Annotated in this window: 18 protein-coding genes and 2 pseudogenes; 13 read left to right on the forward strand and 7 right to left on the reverse strand. The window is 67.1% G+C overall.

Annotated features, from left to right (window positions below; translation table 11 throughout):
- The first annotated feature begins 63 nt into the window (after positions 1-63).
- The 7 genes and pseudogenes from ACS5PJ_RS04595 to ACS5PJ_RS04625 all read left to right on the forward strand — a co-directional run bounded on the left by ACS5PJ_RS04595 (position 64) and on the right by ACS5PJ_RS04625 (position 5,511).
- Entirely contained in the window at positions 64-1,602 is a 1,539-nt protein-coding gene (locus tag ACS5PJ_RS04595) for an FAD-dependent oxidoreductase (protein WP_439433735.1), read from the forward strand.
- 44 nt (positions 1,603-1,646) lie between these two features.
- Positions 1,647-2,057, forward strand: coding sequence for a TOBE domain-containing protein (locus ACS5PJ_RS04600; RefSeq protein WP_439433736.1), 411 nt, complete (start codon positions 1,647-1,649; stop codon positions 2,055-2,057).
- Positions 2,054-2,839, forward strand: coding sequence for a molybdate ABC transporter substrate-binding protein (gene modA / locus ACS5PJ_RS04605; protein WP_439433737.1), 786 nt, complete (start codon positions 2,054-2,056; stop codon positions 2,837-2,839). Before ACS5PJ_RS04600 ends, modA begins: the two co-directional genes overlap by 4 nt.
- The gene (locus ACS5PJ_RS04610; RefSeq protein ID WP_439433738.1) at positions 2,836-3,681 is read left to right on the forward strand and encodes an ABC transporter permease; all 846 of its coding nucleotides are present in this window, start codon (positions 2,836-2,838) and stop codon (positions 3,679-3,681) included. The genes modA and ACS5PJ_RS04610 overlap by 4 nt, the downstream gene beginning before the upstream one ends.
- A 20-nt stretch (positions 3,682-3,701) precedes the next feature.
- Positions 3,702-4,202, forward strand: a pseudogene (locus ACS5PJ_RS04615) (ATP-binding cassette domain-containing protein); the annotation flags it as partial.
- Positions 4,203-4,271: 69 nt separating this feature from the next.
- Positions 4,272-4,742 (forward strand): TOBE domain-containing protein, encoded by a 471-nt coding sequence (locus ACS5PJ_RS04620; RefSeq protein ID WP_439434112.1) that lies wholly within the window; start codon positions 4,272-4,274, stop codon positions 4,740-4,742.
- A 121-nt stretch (positions 4,743-4,863) separates the two neighbouring features.
- The gene (locus tag ACS5PJ_RS04625) at positions 4,864-5,511 is read left to right on the forward strand and encodes a class I SAM-dependent methyltransferase (RefSeq protein ID WP_439433739.1); all 648 of its coding nucleotides are present in this window, start codon (positions 4,864-4,866) and stop codon (positions 5,509-5,511) included.
- Here the strand turns inward: ACS5PJ_RS04625 and ACS5PJ_RS04630 are convergent.
- Complete coding sequence (locus ACS5PJ_RS04630; RefSeq protein ID WP_439433740.1) at positions 5,481-5,822, reverse strand: YciI family protein; 342 nt, start codon at positions 5,820-5,822, stop codon at positions 5,481-5,483. The two genes, ACS5PJ_RS04625 and ACS5PJ_RS04630, sit on opposite strands and share 31 nt — an antisense overlap.
- A gap of 220 nt (positions 5,823-6,042) precedes the next feature.
- On the opposite strand from ACS5PJ_RS04630, the gene clpB reads away from it, so the two are divergent.
- Complete coding sequence (gene clpB / locus ACS5PJ_RS04635; protein WP_439433741.1) at positions 6,043-8,700, forward strand: ATP-dependent chaperone ClpB; 2,658 nt, start codon at positions 6,043-6,045, stop codon at positions 8,698-8,700.
- Between the two features lie 9 nt (positions 8,701-8,709).
- Here the strand turns inward: clpB and ACS5PJ_RS04640 are convergent, their stop codons facing one another.
- The gene (locus tag ACS5PJ_RS04640; RefSeq protein ID WP_439433742.1) at positions 8,710-9,420 is read right to left on the reverse strand and encodes a septum formation family protein; all 711 of its coding nucleotides are present in this window, start codon (positions 9,418-9,420) and stop codon (positions 8,710-8,712) included.
- A 272-nt stretch (positions 9,421-9,692) separates the two neighbouring features.
- Between ACS5PJ_RS04640 and ACS5PJ_RS04645 the strand changes: the two genes are divergently transcribed.
- From ACS5PJ_RS04645 to ACS5PJ_RS04660, 4 genes are all read left to right on the forward strand, one after another.
- A complete protein-coding gene (locus ACS5PJ_RS04645; protein WP_354149488.1) occupies positions 9,693-9,926 on the forward strand; it encodes a DUF3073 domain-containing protein in 234 nt (77 codons plus the stop codon).
- A 240-nt stretch (positions 9,927-10,166) separates the two neighbouring features.
- Positions 10,167-10,946 (forward strand): VOC family protein, encoded by a 780-nt coding sequence (locus ACS5PJ_RS04650; RefSeq protein ID WP_439433743.1) that lies wholly within the window; start codon positions 10,167-10,169, stop codon positions 10,944-10,946.
- Between the two features lie 108 nt (positions 10,947-11,054).
- Positions 11,055-11,327: an SHOCT domain-containing protein gene (locus tag ACS5PJ_RS04655; protein ID WP_439433744.1), complete on the forward strand. Its 273-nt coding sequence runs from the start codon at positions 11,055-11,057 to the stop codon at positions 11,325-11,327.
- A complete protein-coding gene (locus ACS5PJ_RS04660) occupies positions 11,327-12,805 on the forward strand; it encodes a multicopper oxidase family protein (protein WP_439433745.1) in 1,479 nt (492 codons plus the stop codon). Before ACS5PJ_RS04655 ends, ACS5PJ_RS04660 begins: the two co-directional genes overlap by 1 nt.
- 76 nt (positions 12,806-12,881) lie before the next feature.
- Here ACS5PJ_RS04660 and purM read toward each other — a convergent pair whose 3' ends face one another.
- The 4 genes and pseudogenes from purM to ACS5PJ_RS04680 form a co-directional block, all read right to left on the reverse strand.
- Entirely contained in the window at positions 12,882-14,042 is a 1,161-nt protein-coding gene (gene purM / locus ACS5PJ_RS04665; protein ID WP_439433746.1) for a phosphoribosylformylglycinamidine cyclo-ligase, read from the reverse strand.
- Positions 14,039-15,727, reverse strand: a complete 1,689-nt coding sequence (gene purF, locus ACS5PJ_RS04670; RefSeq protein ID WP_439433747.1) for an amidophosphoribosyltransferase — start codon at positions 15,725-15,727, stop codon at positions 14,039-14,041. Before purF ends, purM begins: the two co-directional genes overlap by 4 nt.
- Before the next feature lie 83 nt (positions 15,728-15,810).
- Positions 15,811-16,125, reverse strand: coding sequence for a hypothetical protein (locus ACS5PJ_RS04675; RefSeq protein WP_439434113.1), 315 nt, complete (start codon positions 16,123-16,125; stop codon positions 15,811-15,813).
- 42 nt (positions 16,126-16,167) lie between these two features.
- A pseudogene (locus ACS5PJ_RS04680) lies at positions 16,168-16,467 on the reverse strand (response regulator); the annotation flags it as partial.
- A 153-nt stretch (positions 16,468-16,620) separates the two neighbouring features.
- Here ACS5PJ_RS04680 and ACS5PJ_RS04685 point away from each other — a divergent pair.
- Positions 16,621-16,914, forward strand: a complete 294-nt coding sequence (locus ACS5PJ_RS04685) for a hypothetical protein (RefSeq protein ID WP_439433748.1) — start codon at positions 16,621-16,623, stop codon at positions 16,912-16,914.
- A gap of 247 nt (positions 16,915-17,161) precedes the next feature.
- Here ACS5PJ_RS04685 and ACS5PJ_RS04690 read toward each other — a convergent pair whose 3' ends face one another.
- The gene (locus tag ACS5PJ_RS04690) at positions 17,162-17,734 is read right to left on the reverse strand and encodes a GNAT family N-acetyltransferase (protein WP_439433749.1); all 573 of its coding nucleotides are present in this window, start codon (positions 17,732-17,734) and stop codon (positions 17,162-17,164) included.
- Positions 17,735-17,744 lie beyond the last annotated feature (10 nt).

The following is a 17,744-nucleotide window of genomic DNA, read 5'->3' on the forward strand; positions in this document are numbered from 1 at the left end:
TCGGCTTGGGAAGGGGGATGATCAGCACCTATGGCCAATTGCTCGGGGCATGGGGAGGTTTCGATGGAGATACCAGGCGAAGGCCAGTTGCAGGGTGAAGCCGGTTCCATCTGGCTCGCCTCAGCCCCGCAGACCGGCTATCCGGCGCTGGATACAGACATCGAGGCCGACGTTGCCGTCATCGGAGCCGGTGTCGCCGGGCTGACTGCCGCGTTGGCGCTCAAACGTGCCGGGCATACTGTGGCGGTCATCGAGGCCGCCCGGGTTGGAACAGGCGTCACCGGCCACACCACCGGCAAGGTCACCTCCCTGCACCGCCTTGCCTATACCGACCTCGTCCGCAGGCACGGCACCGACACCGCGCGCATCTACGGCCAAGCCAACCAGGCAGCGATCGGGCACTTACAACGGGTCGTCGCCGCGGAGGACATTGACTGCGACTTCCGCGTCGTCGCCAACTACACCTACGCCGAAACCGACGAGGCGCTGGAACGTGTCCGCGCCGAAGCCGGTCTCGCCGCACGCCTCGGCCTCCCCTCGAGTTTCACCACTGATGTGCCGCTGCCCTTCCCGGTCATGGGCGCGGTCCGGTTTGACGGGCAGGCACAAATCCATGCGGTGAAATACCTGCAGGGCCTCGCGCGGGCCGTCCAGGGGGATGGCAGCCGGGTGTTCGAGCAGACCCGGGCCCTCGCAGTCCGCGACGGAATTCCCGGCGTTGTGGACACGGAGGGCGGCACGGTCCGCGCCCGGGACGTCATCGTCGCCACGAATGTGCCGTTCGGCGACCAAGGCCTTTTCGAATCCCGGTGCCAGCCGCACCGTTCCTACATCATCGCCGGACCCATGGACGGACCGCCGCTGGATGCGACGTTCATCAGCGTCGACGAACCGATGCGCTCCATCCTGACGGCCAGCGTCAACGGCGAGAATTACGTGCTGGTGGGCGGCGAAGGCCACCGAGTGTCCGGGGCGGGGGACACCGTCGGGCGTTATGGCAGGCTTGCCGCATTCGCCCGTGACAGGCTCGGCGTCCGTGAGGTCGGCTACCGGTGGTCAACCCAGGACAATATGCCGGTGGACGGACTGCCCTACGCCGGGCTCTTGTCCCCTGACGCGGCGCACGTGTATGTGATCACCGGGCTGCGCAAATGGGGCCTGACCAATGGAACAGCGGCCGCCCTCATTCTCACGGATGCCATCAGCGGCAGGGGAAACCCGTGGGCCACGGTGTTCGACAGCAACCGAATAACCCCGGCAGCCAGCGCTGACGGGGTGGCTGACGAAGAGACCACCCCTTCGGACGCGACCGGTGAAGCCAGCCCACAGCGCGGCAAGGTCACGCTGGCCCCTGGACAGGGAACCGTCATCGAAGTAGACGGCGAGAGCACCGCCGTCTACAAGGACACCGACGGGCAGGTCCACTCGCTCTCGGCAATCTGCACCCACCTGGGCTGCACCGTCGAGTTCAATCCTGCCGACACCACATGGGACTGCCCCTGCCACGGTTCCCGATTTGCCGCTGACGGCACGGTCATCCATGGACCCGCCAATGCCAACCTCCCGCCCGGGCCGGAACACCTCCCGGAGGGCATCAACTAGCGGCCGGACCCCGCAGGACCGCAAATGCGGACTATTATGGGCAAATGCCCACGATTCGCGTTTCCGAAGCAGCCCGGTTCCTCGGTGTCAGTGACGACACCATCAGGCGCTGGACAGAGAACGGCAGCCTCACCCCGGTCAAGGACGACGCCGGCCGGCTGGCGGTGGACGGCCTGGAACTGGCCCGGCACGCCCAGAAGCTCGCGCAGCTTCCCGACGATCCGCACCGCGCCGGAAGTTCGGCGCGCAACCGGTTCGTCGGACTGGTCACGGGCATCACCGCTGACAAGGTCATGGCCCAGGTGGAACTCCAATGCGGCCCGTTCCGTGTGGTCTCGCTGATGAGCAGCGAAGCCGTCCGCGACCTCGGCCTGGAACCCGGTTCCGTGGCCACAGCGGTGGTCAAAGCCACCACCGTGATCATCGAAACGCCGCACGGCAAGGGCTCCGCATGAGGCGCATGGCGGGCATTGCGTTAGCGCTGGCGCTGGCCATGATGCCACTGGCCGGCTGTGCTGACACGGGGCGTCCGGCAGCGAACGACGACGGCGCGGCCGCTCAGCGAAGGACGGTCACCGTGTTTGCAGCCGCCTCCCTCAAGGGAGCCTTCACGGACCTGGCCGGGAAGTTCGAAGCAGCCAATCCAGGAACGCGCGTCACCATCAGCTTCGCCGGCTCGGCCGATCTCGTCACCCAGATCAGCCAAGGCGCCCCTGCCGATGTCTTTGCCTCGGCCGACACCCGCAACATGGCTAAGATGCAGGACGAAGGTCTCCTGGACGGCGAACCCCGCGACTTCGCCACCAACACCCTCGCCATCGTGGTTCCGGCAGGCAACCCCGCAGGCATCACCGGCTTCAGTGACCTGGTCAAGCAAGGCGTCAAGGCGGTGGTCTGCGCCAGCCAGGTTCCGTGCGGGTCGGCCACGAGAACGATTGAGCAGGAGACCGGCACCACGCTCAAACCGGTCAGCGAGGAATCCTCGGTCACCGACGTCCTGGGCAAGGTCACCTCGGGGGAGGCCGACGCGGGACTCGTCTACGTCACTGACGCCATCGGCGCGGGCACCAGGGTGGAACAGGTGCCTTTCCCTGAAGCCGCCAAAGCCATCAACACCTATCCGATCGCCGCCGTAAAGGGCGCCAGAAACCAGCCCGCGGCTGACGCCTTTGTGGAGTTCGTCCTCGGCGCCGAAGGCCAGGCAGCCATGGCGGCGGCCGGCTTCGGAAAGCCGTGAATCCGCGCAGGCCAGCCACCTATACCGGCATCCCCGGCTGGATCTATGCCGTCGCGGCAGCGGGCGCGCTGTTGGTCCTGCTCCCGCTTGTGGCCATGGTGGCCAGGGTCAACTGGGCCCGGTTCGTCCCGCTTATCACCTCGGAACCGTCCCTGGCTGCCCTTGGCCTGAGCCTCCGCACTTCCGCAGCGAGCACGCTCCTGTGCATTGTCCTGGGGGTTCCGCTCGCCCTGGTCCTGGCCCGCGGCAGTTTCCGCGGCCAGCGGGTCCTGCGTTCGCTGGTCCTGTTGCCGCTGGTGCTTCCGCCGGTGGTGGGCGGCATTGCCCTGCTATACACGTTCGGCCGGCAGGGCCTGTTGGGCAGGACCCTGGAAATGGCGGGCATCCAGATAGCGTTCTCCACCACCGCGGTCGTCCTGGCCCAAACATTTGTTGCACTGCCCTTCCTGGTGGTCAGCCTTGAGGGGGCGCTGCGTACGGCCGGGCCAAAGTATGAGGCCGTGGCCGCCACGCTCGGTGCCAGTCCCAGCACGGTTTTGCGCCGTGTCACCCTGCCGCTGGTTCTGCCCGGCCTGGCCTCGGGCGCCGTCCTCTCCTTCGCCCGGAGCCTGGGCGAGTTCGGCGCCACCCTCACGTTCGCGGGCAGCCTGCAGGGGGTGACCCGGACCCTGCCGCTGGAGATCTACCTGCAGCGGGAAACTGACGCCGATGCCGCCGTCGCGCTTGCCCTCGTCCTTGTGGCCGTTGCTGTGGCCGTGGTGGCGCTGGCATACCGCGGTTCAGGCATGCCCGGCCGGGAAAGTACGACGACGGCGCCCGCCCCGGGCGGTGACCTCCGGTGACGTTTACGGTCCAGGCAGCCGTGGCAGGCCGCGGTTTCGACGTCTCCCTGACGGTGGGCCCCCGCGAAACCGTGGCGGTCATGGGACCGAACGGCGCAGGCAAGTCCACGCTGTTGAACGTGATTGCCGGCCTGCTGCAGCCGGATTCCGGCCGGTCCGAGCTGGACGGCAGGACGCTCTTTGACCTCGCGGACGGGCAGAGCCGGTGGAGCGCCCCGCACCGGCGCGGCACAGCGCTCCTGGCCCAGGAGCCGCTGCTTTTTCCGCACCTCAGCGTGCTGGAGAACGTGGCCTTCGGGCCGCGCAGCGCCGGTGCTGCGAAACGCGCGGCAACCGCATCGGCCCTGCATTGGCTGGGGGAAGTCGAGGCAACGGACCTTCAGTCCCGCCGCCCGGCGGAGCTGTCCGGCGGCCAGGCGCAGCGCGTGGCGGTGGCGCGGGCGCTCGCCGCCGACCCCGGGCTGCTGCTGCTGGACGAGCCCATGGCCGCGCTGGATATCCATGCCGCCCCGCTGCTGCGGCGCCTGCTCAAGCGCGTGCTCGCGGACCGGCGGGCCATCGTCATCACGCATGACCCGCTTGACGCCCTGATGCTGGCCGACCGGGTGGTAATCCTCGAGAACGGCAGGATCAGCGAGGACGGCCCCGCCCGCGACGTCCTGCAGCGGCCGCGCAGCCGGTTCGCGGCCGGGCTGGCGGGACTCAACTTCGTGACGGGACAGATCACCGGACACGGGCTGAAGGCCGGGGCCCTGAATCTCTACGGCCAGCATGACGACCTCCCCGGCCCGCTGCCCACCGGGCAGCCGGGCGTGGCTGTCTTCCCGCCGTCGGCCGTTTCGGTCTTCCTCACGGAGGCGCACGGGAGCCCGCGGAACTCCTTCGCCGTGGCCATCACGGACCTGGAGCCGCACGGGGACGGCATCCGGGTCCGGGCCGGGAAAGGCGGGCTGCTGAGTGCCGATATTACGACGGCGGCCGCCGCGGATCTCGGGCTGACCCCGGGAATGCAGGTGTACTTCGTGGTCAAGGCCGGAGCCGTCGCCATCTACCCGGGCTGAACGCTGACACTGAGCGGGCCAAACCAGTCAGGAGGCCCCGCCGGACTCCGCCGGGCGGGCGCATAATAATTCGAAAGCGGACGTTGGCGCACGGCCAGCTCCATCCCTCGCGGAGGGCGCCATGAAGACGATGTACAACGCGTGGTACAAGTACGGAACGCCGCCGTGGGTGGGAAGCGCCCGCAGTGAGCTCGTCCGGCTCGTGGAGGGAGGGCAGCTGAAACCCGGCCGTGCCGTCGACCTGGGCTGCGGAGAGGGCGATAACGCCATCTTTCTTGCCCGGCACGGATTCGACGTCACCGGTGTGGACTTCGCGCCCGCCGCGATCGCCAAAGCGAAGGCCAAAGCACAACGGGCGGGCGCCGCCGTCGAATTCCTTGTTGACGACCTGACCAACCTGCGCCAGCTGCGCGGAAGGTTTGACGTCCTGGTGGACTACGGCACCTTCGATGACCTCACAGCGCCACAGCGGAGCGCCTATCTCCGGAACGTGATCCCGCTGGCCAGGCCGGGCGCGAAGTTCCTGATGTGGAACTTCGAGTGGGAACCCCGGACCTGGGAGAAGCGGGTGTGGAACCTGATCCCCTTCGGGAACCTGACCCTTCGGCCGGGCTACATCGAGGAAACTTTCGCCCCGATGTTCGACGTGGAAAAGATCGCCGGCGAAAGCGGCCTGAAAGGGTGGCCGCGGGGCTGGGCGGCGTACCTGATGACGCGCCGTGCGCCGCAGCCTGAGGGCTACATGCCCGGCATATCCAGGAATTCGTAGACCTGGATGCTGGCGCCGGGCATCATCAGGTGCGGATGCCCGTCGAGCAGCGCCTGGGCGCCCGCCAGGTCCTCGGCCTGGATGATGCCGTAGCCGCCGATGTGGTTGGTGCTGCTGACGTCCGATACCCCGGTGGCGGTTATCTCCTTGCCCTCGCCGAGCGGATTTCCCATGTCCACCAGGCCGCTGCCCGCGCGGTCTGCCCACTGCATCCACGCCTTCATGCCCTCCTGGGCGGCTTCCGGCGTGCTCTGGGCCATCTGTTCCTGGGCCGACTGCGGTGCGACGTAAAGAACAGCAAATTTCTTCATGGCAATCCTCCGCTTGACTGGCCGGGGCCCCTTGCCTCCGGACACAACGATCCTAGGATGATTCGGGCGGCGGGGATACAGTGCAAGGGAGATCAGCAGTCCGCCAGCGCAGCCGGAAGCATGGGTTCGCTGTCGGCAAACAAGAGCCAGCAAACACGCACGTCAGAGTTGAGCGTAGTACACTCAACTTAGCGATCGTGAAACCCGGAAGGAGCTCTCTTTGGACGTCAAATTCACCACCAAGAGCCAGGAGGCTCTCTCGGCTGCGGCCATGAACGCCTCCACGGCAGGCAATCCCCAGGTGGAACCCGCCCATGTGCTCAAGGCCCTGATGGATCAGCGCGAGGGGGTCGCCGTCGCGCTGCTCCGGGCCACCGGCGCCGATCCGGACGCCGTGAGCGTCCAGGCGAGCACGGCCATCAAGGCCCTGCCGGCAACCTCCGGCGGTTCCACCCAGCAGGCGCAGCTGTCCCGGCCGGCGCTGCAGGCGATCCAGAACGCCAAGAACGAGGCGGACAGGCTCGGTGACACGTTCGTCTCCACTGAGGTCCTGTTGCTGGGGCTCTCAGCCGGAAGTGACGCCGTCGGCCGCTTAATGCGCGACGCCGGCGCCTCCCATGAGGCGCTGCTCGCCGCCCTGCCGGGTGTCCGCGGCGACCGCAAGGTCACCAGCCCGGACCCGGAAAACACCTTCCAGTCGCTCGAGAAGTTCGGCACCGACCTGACGGCGATGGCGCGGTCAGGCAAGCTGGACCCGGTGATCGGCCGCGACAACGAAATCCGGCGGATCATCCAGGTGCTCAGCCGCCGCACCAAGAACAACCCGGTCATCATCGGCGAGCCCGGCGTCGGCAAGACCGCCGTCGTCGAGGGCCTGGCCCAGCGGATCGTGGCCAACGACGTCCCGGAGAGCCTCCGCGGCAAGACCCTCATCGCACTGGACCTGGCGTCCATGGTGGCCGGGGCGAAGTACCGCGGCGAGTTCGAGGAGCGGCTGAAGGCGGTCCTGGAGGAGATCAAGAACTCCGAGGGGCAGATCGTCACGTTCATCGACGAGATCCACACCGTTGTGGGTGCAGGTGCCACGGGGGAGTCGTCGATGGATGCGGGCAACATGCTCAAGCCCATGCTGGCCCGCGGTGAGCTGCGGCTGATCGGTGCCACCACGCTGGACGAGTACCGCGAGAACATCGAGAAGGATCCGGCCCTCGAGCGCAGGTTCCAGCAGGTGTACGTGGGTGAACCGAGCGTGGAGGACACCATCGGCATCCTCCGCGGCCTGAAGGAACGCTACGAGGCCCACCACAAGGTGACCATCTCGGACTCCGCCCTGGTGGCCGCCGCCACGCTGTCCAACCGCTACATTTCGGGCCGCCAGCTGCCGGACAAGGCCATCGACCTGGTGGACGAGGCTGCGTCACGGCTGCGCATGGAGATCGACTCCGCGCCCGAGGAGATCGACCAGCTGCGCCGCGCCGTGGACAGGCTCACCATGGAAGAGCTGGCTCTCGAGAACGAAAAGGACACCGCCTCGGTGGAGCGCCTGGCTGCCCTCCGGGCGGACAAGGCGGACAAAAAGGAAGAGCTGGATGCACTGAACGCGCGCTGGGAGGCCGAGAAGGCAGGCCTTAACCGGGTGGGAGATCTGAAAGCCAAGCTGGACGAACTGCGCTCCACCTACGACAAGGCCGCCCGCGAGGGCGATCTCGAGACGGCGTCACGGATCCTCTACGGCGAGATCCCGGCACTGGAACGCGAACTGAATGCCGCGGCCGCCGCGGAAGAAGCGGTGGTGGACAAGTCCGCCCAGATGGTGGCAGAGCAGGTCACAGCTGACGACATCGCCGAGGTGATTTCAGCCTGGACAGGCATCCCCGCCGGACGGATGCTGCAGGGCGAAAGCGAAAAGCTGCTCCACATGGAGGAGGAGCTCGGCAAGCGCCTGATCGGCCAGTCCAAGGCGGTGACCGCAGTGTCCGACGCCGTCCGCCGGGCCCGTGCCGGCATCAGCGATCCCAACCGTCCCACCGGCTCCTTCCTGTTCCTGGGTCCCACGGGCGTGGGCAAAACGGAGCTTGCCAAGGCGCTTGCCGATTTCCTGTTCGACGACGAACGGGCCATGGTGCGGATCGACATGTCCGAGTACGGCGAAAAGCACTCCGTGGCGCGGCTCGTCGGCGCCCCTCCCGGATACGTCGGGTACGAGGAAGGCGGCCAGCTCACCGAGGCCGTCCGCCGTCGGCCGTACTCGGTGATCCTGCTGGACGAGGTGGAGAAGGCCCACCCCGAAGTATTTGACATCCTCCTGCAGGTGCTCGACGACGGCCGCCTCACCGACGGCCAGGGCCGAACCGTGGACTTCCGCAACGTGATCCTGGTCCTGACGTCCAACCTGGGCAGCCAGTTCCTGGTGGACCCGACGCTTGATCCCGCGGCCAAGCGGAACGCCGTGATGGCCACCGTCCACGCGTCCTTCAAACCGGAGTTCCTGAACCGGCTGGACGAAGTGGTGCTGTTCGACGCCCTCACGGTGGACGAGTTGGCGCACATCGTGGAACTCCAGGTGGCCGAGCTCGGCAAGCGGCTGCATGACCGCCGGCTCAGCCTGGATGTCACCGAAGGTGCCCGCGCCTGGCTGGCCATGTCCGGCTTCGATCCTGCCTACGGCGCCCGGCCGCTGCGGCGGCTGGTGCAGCGGGAGATCGGCGACCGCCTGGCAAAGGCCATCCTGTCCGGGGACATCGCGGACGGTGACACCGTGCTCGTGGACACCGCGGCCGACGTCGACGAACTCACCATTGAGGGGCTGGAGGCAAAGACCGGGCCCGACGGCGGTGCTCCCGCCGGCACGGGACTGGTGGTGCGGCGGAAGAACTAGGGCTTCGGGTCAGGGAAGCGCGCTGGCGTTGATGACGTTGCCGCCGTCGGCCGTGACGTAGCAGTCCACGCGGCGGTCGCCAGATGCCCAGCTCGTGCTGCTGGGGTAGGCGCGCTGGAAGTTCAGGACGTAGTCGTTGGCTGCGGGACCGAGCCTCGCCGCCTGGCAGGCCTCGAGGGCCTTGGCGGCGAGTGCTTCCCGGCCCGGGTACGGGCCCTTGGTGGGGTAGCGGAACACCGCGACGAGTTGGGCAGAATGACCGGTATCGCAGGCCACCACGGTTGACCGCAGGGACTCGGGGTCAAAATCCTTGAAGCAGTCGCCCAGCCGGAAGTCCGCCGGTGCTACGCCTTCGCGGGGCAGCGCAAGCGGTGTGGGCAGGGGAGTGGGTGAGATTTCGACGACACCCGAGCCGCCGTCGTCGGAGGTCTTTGCCGAGTCCTTGCCCAGCCACATGGCGAGCCACACCAGCCCGCCAATGACGCCCAGCAAAACCACCACGAAGACAGCTTTCAGTAGAATGGATCCGGTCCGCCGAGGCTTCCGGGGCGAGGCGTCCGGGGCGTCCGTGGGCGACGACGGCGCATCCCCCGGGGCGGCCACCTGGGGCAGCCCTGCGGTGGGTGGAGCGGCGGGTTTGGGCGGGACGGGACGCATTCCGCCCGGCGCACCCTGTGGGCCCTCAGCAGCCGGCCTGGCCGCGGCGTCCTGCTGGTTCATCCGGATACCCTCCTGGGTGTCGCCTCGTCTTGCCGCCGCTCCGCGCACCCGGATCGGCAGCTGTTGAACAGACTCTATCCAACAAAAAAGCCGGGAACCCCGCGGTGCGCCGCGGGAATGGTACCCGACATGTCGTTTACGGGTCCGCGCCGGGGCGCAGTGGGCGCCGAAAGCATGTAATCTAGGTGTACGACAAATTGACCAAACATTCCGGGGCCTCACCGATAGCCAAGGTGACCACCTCCGGTCCGAGTACAAAAGGGGGTCACGCCATGGGGCGCGGCCGTCAAAAGGCAAAAGCTACCAAGCAGGCTCGGGATATTAAGTACTATTCCCCGAACACTGACTATTCGGCACTTCAGCGCGAGCTCAAGGGCCCAGAAGGTCGTGCCACGAGCCACTTCGCGAATGAGCCGGTTGAACCGGATTATTCAGCTTATGTGGATAAGTACGCGGACGATTTGGAAGAAGACGACGACGAGGTAAAAACCCGTCGCATCGGCTAGTTGTCGCAAACCTGTCCCGCCGTAAGGCGGCAGGCCCTGTGACGCCGCAGTACCTTCGGACGCATGCAGCTTGGCCGTGGGTACAGCGCTTCTTTTCCAGTACACCGGATCCGGGCGGACCCGCGGTGCTGGCCTCAGTTATCAGGCCCGTCGCCTGTGCCGGACTCCGGTGCAGGCGGCGGGCTTTTTGGTGTTGACTGAGGGGGTCGATGCTTTTGTGCCGCCGCGAAAGGACCTGCCATGCCAGGAAACACCACTTCACGCAGCTACTCCCACGGTGAGCCGTGCTGGGCTGATGTCCAGACCCGCGACGTGGACGCAGCCAAGGCCTTCTATGCAGCCGTGTTCGGCTGGACCTTCAAGGACATGCCCACGCCGGACGGCCGCAGCTACGCCCAGGCGTTCATCGCCGAGGACCTGGTGGCCGTTGTGGCCCCGCAGAACCCGCACCAGGAATCGCTGGGCACCGACGCCCAATGGAACGTCTACTTCGCGGCCGAGGACGCCGGCGCAGTCGCCGAGGAGACACCGCACGCCGGCGGGCAGGTCCAGTTCGGCCCGGAGACGGTGGGCGACACCGGCGTCATGGTGTTTGTGGATCCCCCGGGCGGCGGGACCACCGGCGTGTGGCAGCCCGGGACGCACACCGGCACCGGACGGTACAACGAGCCCGGTGCCCTCTCGTGGACAGAGTTGCTGACGCCCGAGCCGCAGGCCGCCGTCGGGTTCTTCCAGCATCTGTTCGGCCATGAGGTCACGGAGTACCCCCAGGACGACGGCGGCACCTACACCACGCTGATGGTGAACAGCGCCGAAGTGGCCGGCGTTGTCGCTGCAGATGCTCCCGCGCGGTGGCAGATCTACTTCGGCGTCTCCGACGTCGCCGAAACCGTAAAGAAGGCTGTGGCGGCGGGCGCGGTGGTGCTGATCGAACCGGGCGACGATGACCCGGAAACCCCTGGTGCGACTGCCACGCTAAAGGACCCGCAGGGCGGCGTCTTCAGCCTGCTGGAGGTCTAAGAAACCCGCATCGGAGCACCCGAAGAGGGGACCTCGGACTCTACCCCACTGCCGCCGCCGCGCCCAGAATCGGAGCACTGGTTGTGTCGGAGGCGAAAGGCGGCCGCCATGATGTGGGGTTACGGAAACGGCATGTGGTGGATGTGGGTCTGGGTACCGCTGATGCTCATCGGCATCGCCCTGCTGGTGCTGCTGACGGTCAGGATGTTCGGCGGCGGCTATCGTGGCGGATTCGGGCCGGGCGGCCCCCATGATGGCAGCGGTCCACCGCCCATGGGGCGGAGCAGGGCCCGGCAGATCCTGGACGAACGTTTTGCGAAGGGCGAACTGACAGCGGAGCAGTACCGCGAACAGCTTCGGGTGCTCGGTGAGGGTCCTTAGTGCAGCCCATCAGCCGCCGCAAGGCGCTGCTTCTGGGCGGACTGGGTACGGCGGCAACGGTGGCCGGCGGCGCCGGGGTGCTCTGGACGCTGGGAAACTCCCGGCCGGCCACTGTCAGCGGAGTCGAACTGGCAACGCCGCCGGAGGCAGGAAGTGCAGGCGGTCAGCTGCAGGTGCGGCTGGAAGCTGCTCCGGGACAGATCCCGCTGGCGGGCCGGCAGGCCGCGGCCCTCGCTTACAACGGGAGCATTCCGGGCCCGACTCTTCGCCTGCGTGCAGGCGACGTCCTCAGGATCAAGCTCGTCAACAACCTGGCGGCGCCCACCAATCTTCACGTGCACGGGCTCCACGTCACACCGGAAGGCAACGGGGACAACGTCCTCATCACGGTGGAACCCGGGGCCACCTTCGACTACGAGTACAGGCTTCCGGAGGATCATCCGCCGGGCGTGTACTGGTACCACCCGCACCACCACGGGATGGTGGCCGACCAGATCTTCGCGGGACTTTTCGGGGCGATCATCGTGGAGGACCCGGAGCCCATCGGGGCAAGCATTGAGCGGGTGCTGGTAATTTCCGACACCAGCCTGGACGGCCTGGGGAACATCGCCGGAGCCACGGACATGGACCGGATGATGGGCCGGGAGGGCCAGCTGATCCTGGTCAACGGCCAAAGCGGCCCGCAGTTCACAGCCCGCCCCGGGGAGCGGGAAAGGTGGCGCATCGTCAACACGTGTGTATCCTGCTACCTCAGGCTCCGGCTCGACGGCCAACAGCTGCAACTGCTCGGCATGGACTCCGGCCGTTTCCAGACTCCGGAGGACATCGAGGAGCTGCTGCTTATGCCGGGCAACCGGGCAGACCTGCTGGTGACCACAACAGCGGGCGACTCCGTGCTGCGTGCCCTGTACCAGGACCGGGGGAGCATGCCCGGAATGATGGGGGCGGGATCAGGCGCGCGGAACCCCGCAGGCCAGCCCGACGGCGCCGCACTGGCTGCTCTTCGCGTGGCCGGTGAGCCGGTGGCGCCCCTCCCGGCGGTCCCCGCTTCCCAGGGGCTGGGAGACCTGCGCTCCTCCGCTGTTGCGGCCCGCCGGCAGATCGTCCTGGCCGCGGGCATGGGAGGCGGGATGGGGATGGGCGGCGCCGGCATAATGCGGTTCACCATCAACGGGCGGGAATTCAACTCGGCCCGGACAGACATCACGGCCACGGCCGGGGACATCGAGGAATGGACGCTGACCAACACCAGCCCCATGGACCATCCGTTCCACCTGCACGTGTGGCCGATGCAGGTCATCGAGCAGGACGGCGCGGCCGTGGACGCCGTGCGCTGGCAGGACGTGGTGAACATTCCGGCCAACGGGCGGGTGAAGGTCAGGGTGCACTTCAGGGACTTCCGCGGGCGGAGCGTCTTCCACTGCCACATCCTTGATCACGAGGACCTCGGCATGATGGGCGTCATCGACGTCCAGTAAGCAGCTTCCAGTAAGAAGACGGCGCAGCAAGAAGCCCGGAGCTTCACAATGAAGCCCCGGGCTGCTTGAGGAGTGGCTAGGCGTAGGCGTTGACCAGGCGGACTGCGCCGCCGTCCACGCCCTTGGCGCCCTGCACGTAGTCCGGGCCTGTCTTGAGGATCGAATCCGAATCCGTGGTGACGGTGCCCATGATCCAGGACGGCAGGCCACGGTCGTTCAGGCGGGCCACGGCGGCGTCGGCAGCTTCGGCGGAGACGATGGCCACCATGCCCACGCCCAGGTTCAGGGTGCGCTCCAGATCGGCCAGCGGCACGTTGCCCAGTTCGGACACGAGCTTGAAGATGGCCGGCAGTTCCCAGGTGGCGCGGTCCACGGTGGCAACGAGGCCCTGCGGCAGCACGCGTGCCAGGTTTGCGGCGAGGCCGCCGCCGGTGACGTGGCTGAAACCGTGCACGGCATTGGTGCTGTTCACCGGGAAGGTACGGGCCAGGTCCAGGCAGTCTGCGGCATAAACACGGGTGGGTTCCAGCAGTTCCTCGCCGAGGGTGCGGCCGAGTTCGGAAACCTGGCGGTCCAGTGCCCAGCCGGCGTGGTTGATGACGCGGCGGACCAGGGAGTAGCCGTTGGAGTGCAGGCCGGAGGAGGCCATGCCGATCACCACGTCGCCGGCACGGACACGGTCCGGGCCCAGCAGGTCGGAAGCCTCGACAACCCCGGTGGCAGCGCCCGCGACGTCGTATTCGTGCTCGCCCAGCAGGCCAGGGTGCTCGGCTGTTTCGCCGCCCACCAGGGCGGTCCCGGCCACGGAGCAGGCGGCGGCGATGCCGCGCACAATGTCCGCGATGCGCTCGGGGACCACCTTGCCGCAGGCGATGTAGTCGGTCATGTAGAGGGGCTCGGCGCCCACCACCACGATGTCATCCACCACCATGCCCACCAGGTCAAAGCCGATGGTGTCGTGGATGTCCATGGCCTGGGCGATGGCCACCTTGGTGCCCACACCGTCCGTGGAGGTGGCCAGCAGGGGGCGCTTGTAGGTCAGGAGCCTGGAGACGTCGTACAGGCCGGCGAAGCCGCCCACGCCGCCGATCACGGAGGAGTTGTGGGTGGCCTTGACGGCACCCTTCATCAGCTCTACGGCGCGGTCGCCGGCTTCAACGTCAACGCCGGCGGAGGCGTAGGTGATGCCCGTTGCGTTCTGTGAGCTGTGGCCGGCGGCGGGGGTAGCGGAAGTCATACGGACTCTTTCTTGTCGGCGCCGGTGGAGGTGGCTGCGTGGTGAATCTCGGGCACACGGTCTTCTTCAGTCAGCAGGTCCTCGAACTCAGCGTCCGGTCCGGGATCGCAGCCGTCGGAGCCTTCGTCGTCCGCCGGGTCCTCATCGTTGGCGATGGTGGCAACGGCCAGTGCGGCAGTGGAACCCGGGAGGGCGGACGGCGACGGCGCCAGGCCGCCGAGGTCGGTTCGCTCCAGCAGGTTCTTGCCCAGTTTGTCCGAGCCCGGCAGCGCGATGGGGTACTTGCCCGTGAAGCAGGCGGTGCACAGGCGTTCCCGCGGCTGCTGGGTGGCGCCGATCATCCCGTCCTCGGAGATGTACGCGAGCGAATCCGCGCCGATCGCCTGGGAGATTTCCTCGATGGTGGCGCCGTTGGCGATCAGTTCCGCGCGGGAGGCGAAGTCGATGCCGTAGAAGCAGGGCCACTTGACCGGAGGGGACGAGATCTTGATGTGGACAGTGGCGGCGCCGGCTTCGCGGAGCATCCTGACGATGGCGCGCTGGGTGTTGCCGCGGACGATCGAGTCATCAACCACCACCACGCGCTTGCCGCGGATCACGGACTCGAGCGCGTTGAGCTTCAGCCGGATGCCCAGCTGGCGCAACGTCTGGGAGGGCTGGATGAAGGTGCGGCCGACGTAGGAGTTCTTGACGAAGCCGTGCGCGAACGGGATGCCGGATTCCTCGGCGTAGCCCACGGCTGCGGGGGTGCCGGACTCCGGGACCGGAATGACGATGTCCGCTTCCTGGGTATTTTCGCGGGCCAGCTGGCGGCCCATTTCCACGCGGGACTCGTACACGGAGCGGCCGGCGATGGCGGCGTCCGGGCGGGCGAGGTAGACGTATTCGAAAACGCAACCCGCCGGCGTCGGCTCCGCGAAGCGCTTGGAACGGACACCGTCCTCATCAATGGCAATGAATTCGCCGGGTTCGATTTCCCGGATGAAGCTGGCGCCCACGGTGGCCAGGGCGGACTGCTCGGAGGCAACCACCCAGCCGCGTTCCAGCCGGCCCAGGACCAGCGGGCGGATGCCGTAGGTGTCGCGTGCAGCGTAGAGGGTTCCTTCATCCATGAAGACGAAGCAGAAGCCGCCCTTGATCTTGGGCAGGAGTTCGGTGGCGGTTTCTTCGAGGGTCTTGCCCTCCTCGCCCTCGAGCAGGGCCGTGACCAGGGCGGTGTCAGAGGTGTTGCCCTGCTTCATTTCGCCGCTGAGCAGGCCGCCGTTGCGTTCCTGGATCATGGCGTTGAGCTCGGCGGTGTTGGTCAGGTTGCCGTTGTGCGCCAGGGCGACAGTGCCGGTGCTGGTGGCGCCGAGGGTGGGCTGGGCGTTGGCCCAGTGGCTGGCTCCGGTGGTGGAGTAGCGGCAGTGTCCCACCGCCAGGTGCCCGGTCAGGGTGTTCAGCGTGGTCTCGTCGAAGACCTGGGAAACGAGGCCCATGTCCTTGTAGACGTTGATCCGCTTGCCGTCGCTGGTGGCTATACCAGCCGACTCCTGACCGCGGTGCTGCAATGCATACAGCCCGTAATAGGTAAGTTTTGCAACCTCCTCACCTGGTGCCCAGACCCCGAAAACGCCACAAGCGTCCTGAGGGCCTTTTTCGCCAGGGAGAAGATCATGAGAAAGTTTTCCATCGCCGCGTGCCACTGGTCGATTATCTCACGACATGCGGTAAGACTTTTCCGCCGCGGGGTTTGTGACCGTGCTGCCGTTCGTGCTGGCGGCCGCGACTAGGGCTGCTCGCCGTCGTCGGGCTCGGAATCCGGAACCGCCTCAACGATGGCGCGTTCCTGGCCCTTGACGCTCAACCAGTCCAGCAGCAGGGCCACGACGGCGCCCAGGATGGCACCGCCGGCGCCGAACGTCACCAGGAAGAATCCGAACACGGCCCCGCGGTCAAATTCCTCGTCCCCCGGAAGCCCATAGGCAACCCCGGCCGCCACCAGAACTCCCACCAGGGCGCCGAGGATGAGGAACGGCACGTACTTGGGGGCCCGGCGCACGGTGACCTCGCGGCGCTCAGCGGGAGTTTCTTCAAAAGCCATGCCATCTAGCCTACTCATCCGCAACGTCACCTCCGGCCCGATATCATCGGCTCCATTGTCCAGGCCTGTGAGCTTGTCCAGTTCGTCGGCGCGGGCAGCGAGCATCACAATGAAGGCGTCGGAGAACCCGCGCAGGCGCTTGCAGACCTCCAGGCCGTCCAGGTCCGGGAGGTTCAGGTCCAGGGTGACCAGGTCAGGCCGCTCGCTGCGGACCACTTCGATGCCCGGCAGGCCGGCGGCGGCCACGGTGACCAGGAATCCCTGTTTTACCAGGACACGCACCAGAAGCCCGCGGATGTCCGGATCGTCTTCAATCACAACGGCTCGACGTGTTTGGGGCATGGAAGGCAGCACAGGCGACCGCTCCGGTCCGGGACCACAGAGGGTCTTGTTTCAAAGTTGGGACCGAATTGATGGGACCTTGAGCAACGTTGGCCACACTCGAAGGGAAGACCCGACGTATCGCAAGACTTGCCGGAGGACGGTGCACGGCTCATGGAAAAAACCGAATCCGCAGAAGCACTTCCGGGCATCGTCGCCCGCTCGCTGCTCCTGATCAGGGAGGGCCACTTCGCGCGGAGCACGCTTCACTACCTGAGCCACACCTGGAAAGTGCGCACGCTGAACCGGTCGTTGGCCCGGGCGCTGGGGGAGTCCTGGGAGGCGTCCAGCTGGCCCGGCAACAGGCTCGCCGTCGGCGTCGAAATGTCGGAGAAGGTCGAACAGCTCACGCGCCTCCTCAGCCGCGAAACCGAAGTGCACGGCCGCCTGGTGGCACTCTTGAAGTAGCCGTTCCCTGCAGACCTGTTCCGTGCCACACTTGAGGACAATCGAGTGGCTGGGGGATACCAGGTCAGGAGATTGCGGTGCATTGGTTAACAGGTTGGGCTTACCTCTTAGCAGGACTCATCACCATGGACACGCTTCTGGTGGTCCTGTGGCTGATGGACAAAGACTGGCCCAGCCGCTGGCGGAAAAAGCCCTGATCAATTCGCCCGCCCCAACTGCCCCTGGCGCCCGCCGGCTGCCGGTGTGCTCAGCGCAGGTCGCGGCGCATCAGTATCCGCGGGAAGCCATTGAGCACCGACTCCGTCTCCGCGGCCTTGATGAACCCCGCCTTCTCAAAAAGCCTGCGCGTTCCCACATAGGCCATGGTGAGGTCCACTTTGCTGCCCTTGTTGTCCACCGGATACCCCTCGATGGCCGGCGCGCCGTAGCTCCGGGCGAGATCCACGGCGCCCTCCAGCAGGTGATGGGAGATCCCCTTGCCCCGGTGGCCCGGCCGCACCCGGATGCACCAGACGGACCACACTTCGAGGCCGTCCACGTGTGGGATTTTGCGGTTGCGGGCGAAACTTGTGTCGGCGCGCGGATGGACACCCGCCCAGCCCACGACGTCGCCGCCGTCGTACGCCAGGACACCGGGCGGCGGGTCCTGCCCCACCAGCTCCCTGACGAAGTCTCCGCGGGCCGTCCCGCGCAGCTCCAGGTTCTGCCTGGACGGGATGCGGTAACTCAGGCACCAGCACACGTTGGCGTCCGGCCGCTTGGGACCCAACACCGCTGCAACGTCCGCAAACACCGTCGCCGGACGGACCTCAACGCCCATGGTTGCGCTC

Source organism: Pseudarthrobacter cremeus (assembly GCF_051857465.1).
In the GTDB taxonomy this organism is placed as follows: Bacteria; Actinomycetota; Actinomycetes; order Actinomycetales; family Micrococcaceae; genus Arthrobacter.

Coding starts and splice junctions, on each gene's coding strand:
- ACS5PJ_RS04655 (WP_439433744.1), top strand. CDS start 11,055: ATGATGTGGGGTTACGGAAACGGCATGTGGTGGATGTGGGTCTGGGTA.
- purM (WP_439433746.1), bottom strand. CDS start 14,042: ATGACTTCCGCTACCCCCGCCGCCGGCCACAGCTCACAGAACGCAACG.
- ACS5PJ_RS04690 (WP_439433749.1), bottom strand. CDS start 17,734: ATGGGCGTTGAGGTCCGTCCGGCGACGGTGTTTGCGGACGTTGCAGCG.
- ACS5PJ_RS04685 (WP_439433748.1), top strand. CDS start 16,621: ATGGAAAAAACCGAATCCGCAGAAGCACTTCCGGGCATCGTCGCCCGC.
- ACS5PJ_RS04630 (WP_439433740.1), bottom strand. CDS start 5,822: ATGAAGAAATTTGCTGTTCTTTACGTCGCACCGCAGTCGGCCCAGGAA.
- modA (WP_439433737.1), top strand. CDS start 2,054: ATGAGGCGCATGGCGGGCATTGCGTTAGCGCTGGCGCTGGCCATGATG.
- ACS5PJ_RS04640 (WP_439433742.1), bottom strand. CDS start 9,420: ATGAACCAGCAGGACGCCGCGGCCAGGCCGGCTGCTGAGGGCCCACAG.
- ACS5PJ_RS04675 (WP_439434113.1), bottom strand. CDS start 16,125: ATGGCTTTTGAAGAAACTCCCGCTGAGCGCCGCGAGGTCACCGTGCGC.
- ACS5PJ_RS04600 (WP_439433736.1), top strand. CDS start 1,647: ATGCCCACGATTCGCGTTTCCGAAGCAGCCCGGTTCCTCGGTGTCAGT.
- ACS5PJ_RS04650 (WP_439433743.1), top strand. CDS start 10,167: ATGCCAGGAAACACCACTTCACGCAGCTACTCCCACGGTGAGCCGTGC.
- ACS5PJ_RS04620 (WP_439434112.1), top strand. CDS start 4,272: ATGCTGGCCGACCGGGTGGTAATCCTCGAGAACGGCAGGATCAGCGAG.
- ACS5PJ_RS04595 (WP_439433735.1), top strand. CDS start 64: ATGGAGATACCAGGCGAAGGCCAGTTGCAGGGTGAAGCCGGTTCCATC.
- ACS5PJ_RS04625 (WP_439433739.1), top strand. CDS start 4,864: ATGAAGACGATGTACAACGCGTGGTACAAGTACGGAACGCCGCCGTGG.
- ACS5PJ_RS04645 (WP_354149488.1), top strand. CDS start 9,693: ATGGGGCGCGGCCGTCAAAAGGCAAAAGCTACCAAGCAGGCTCGGGAT.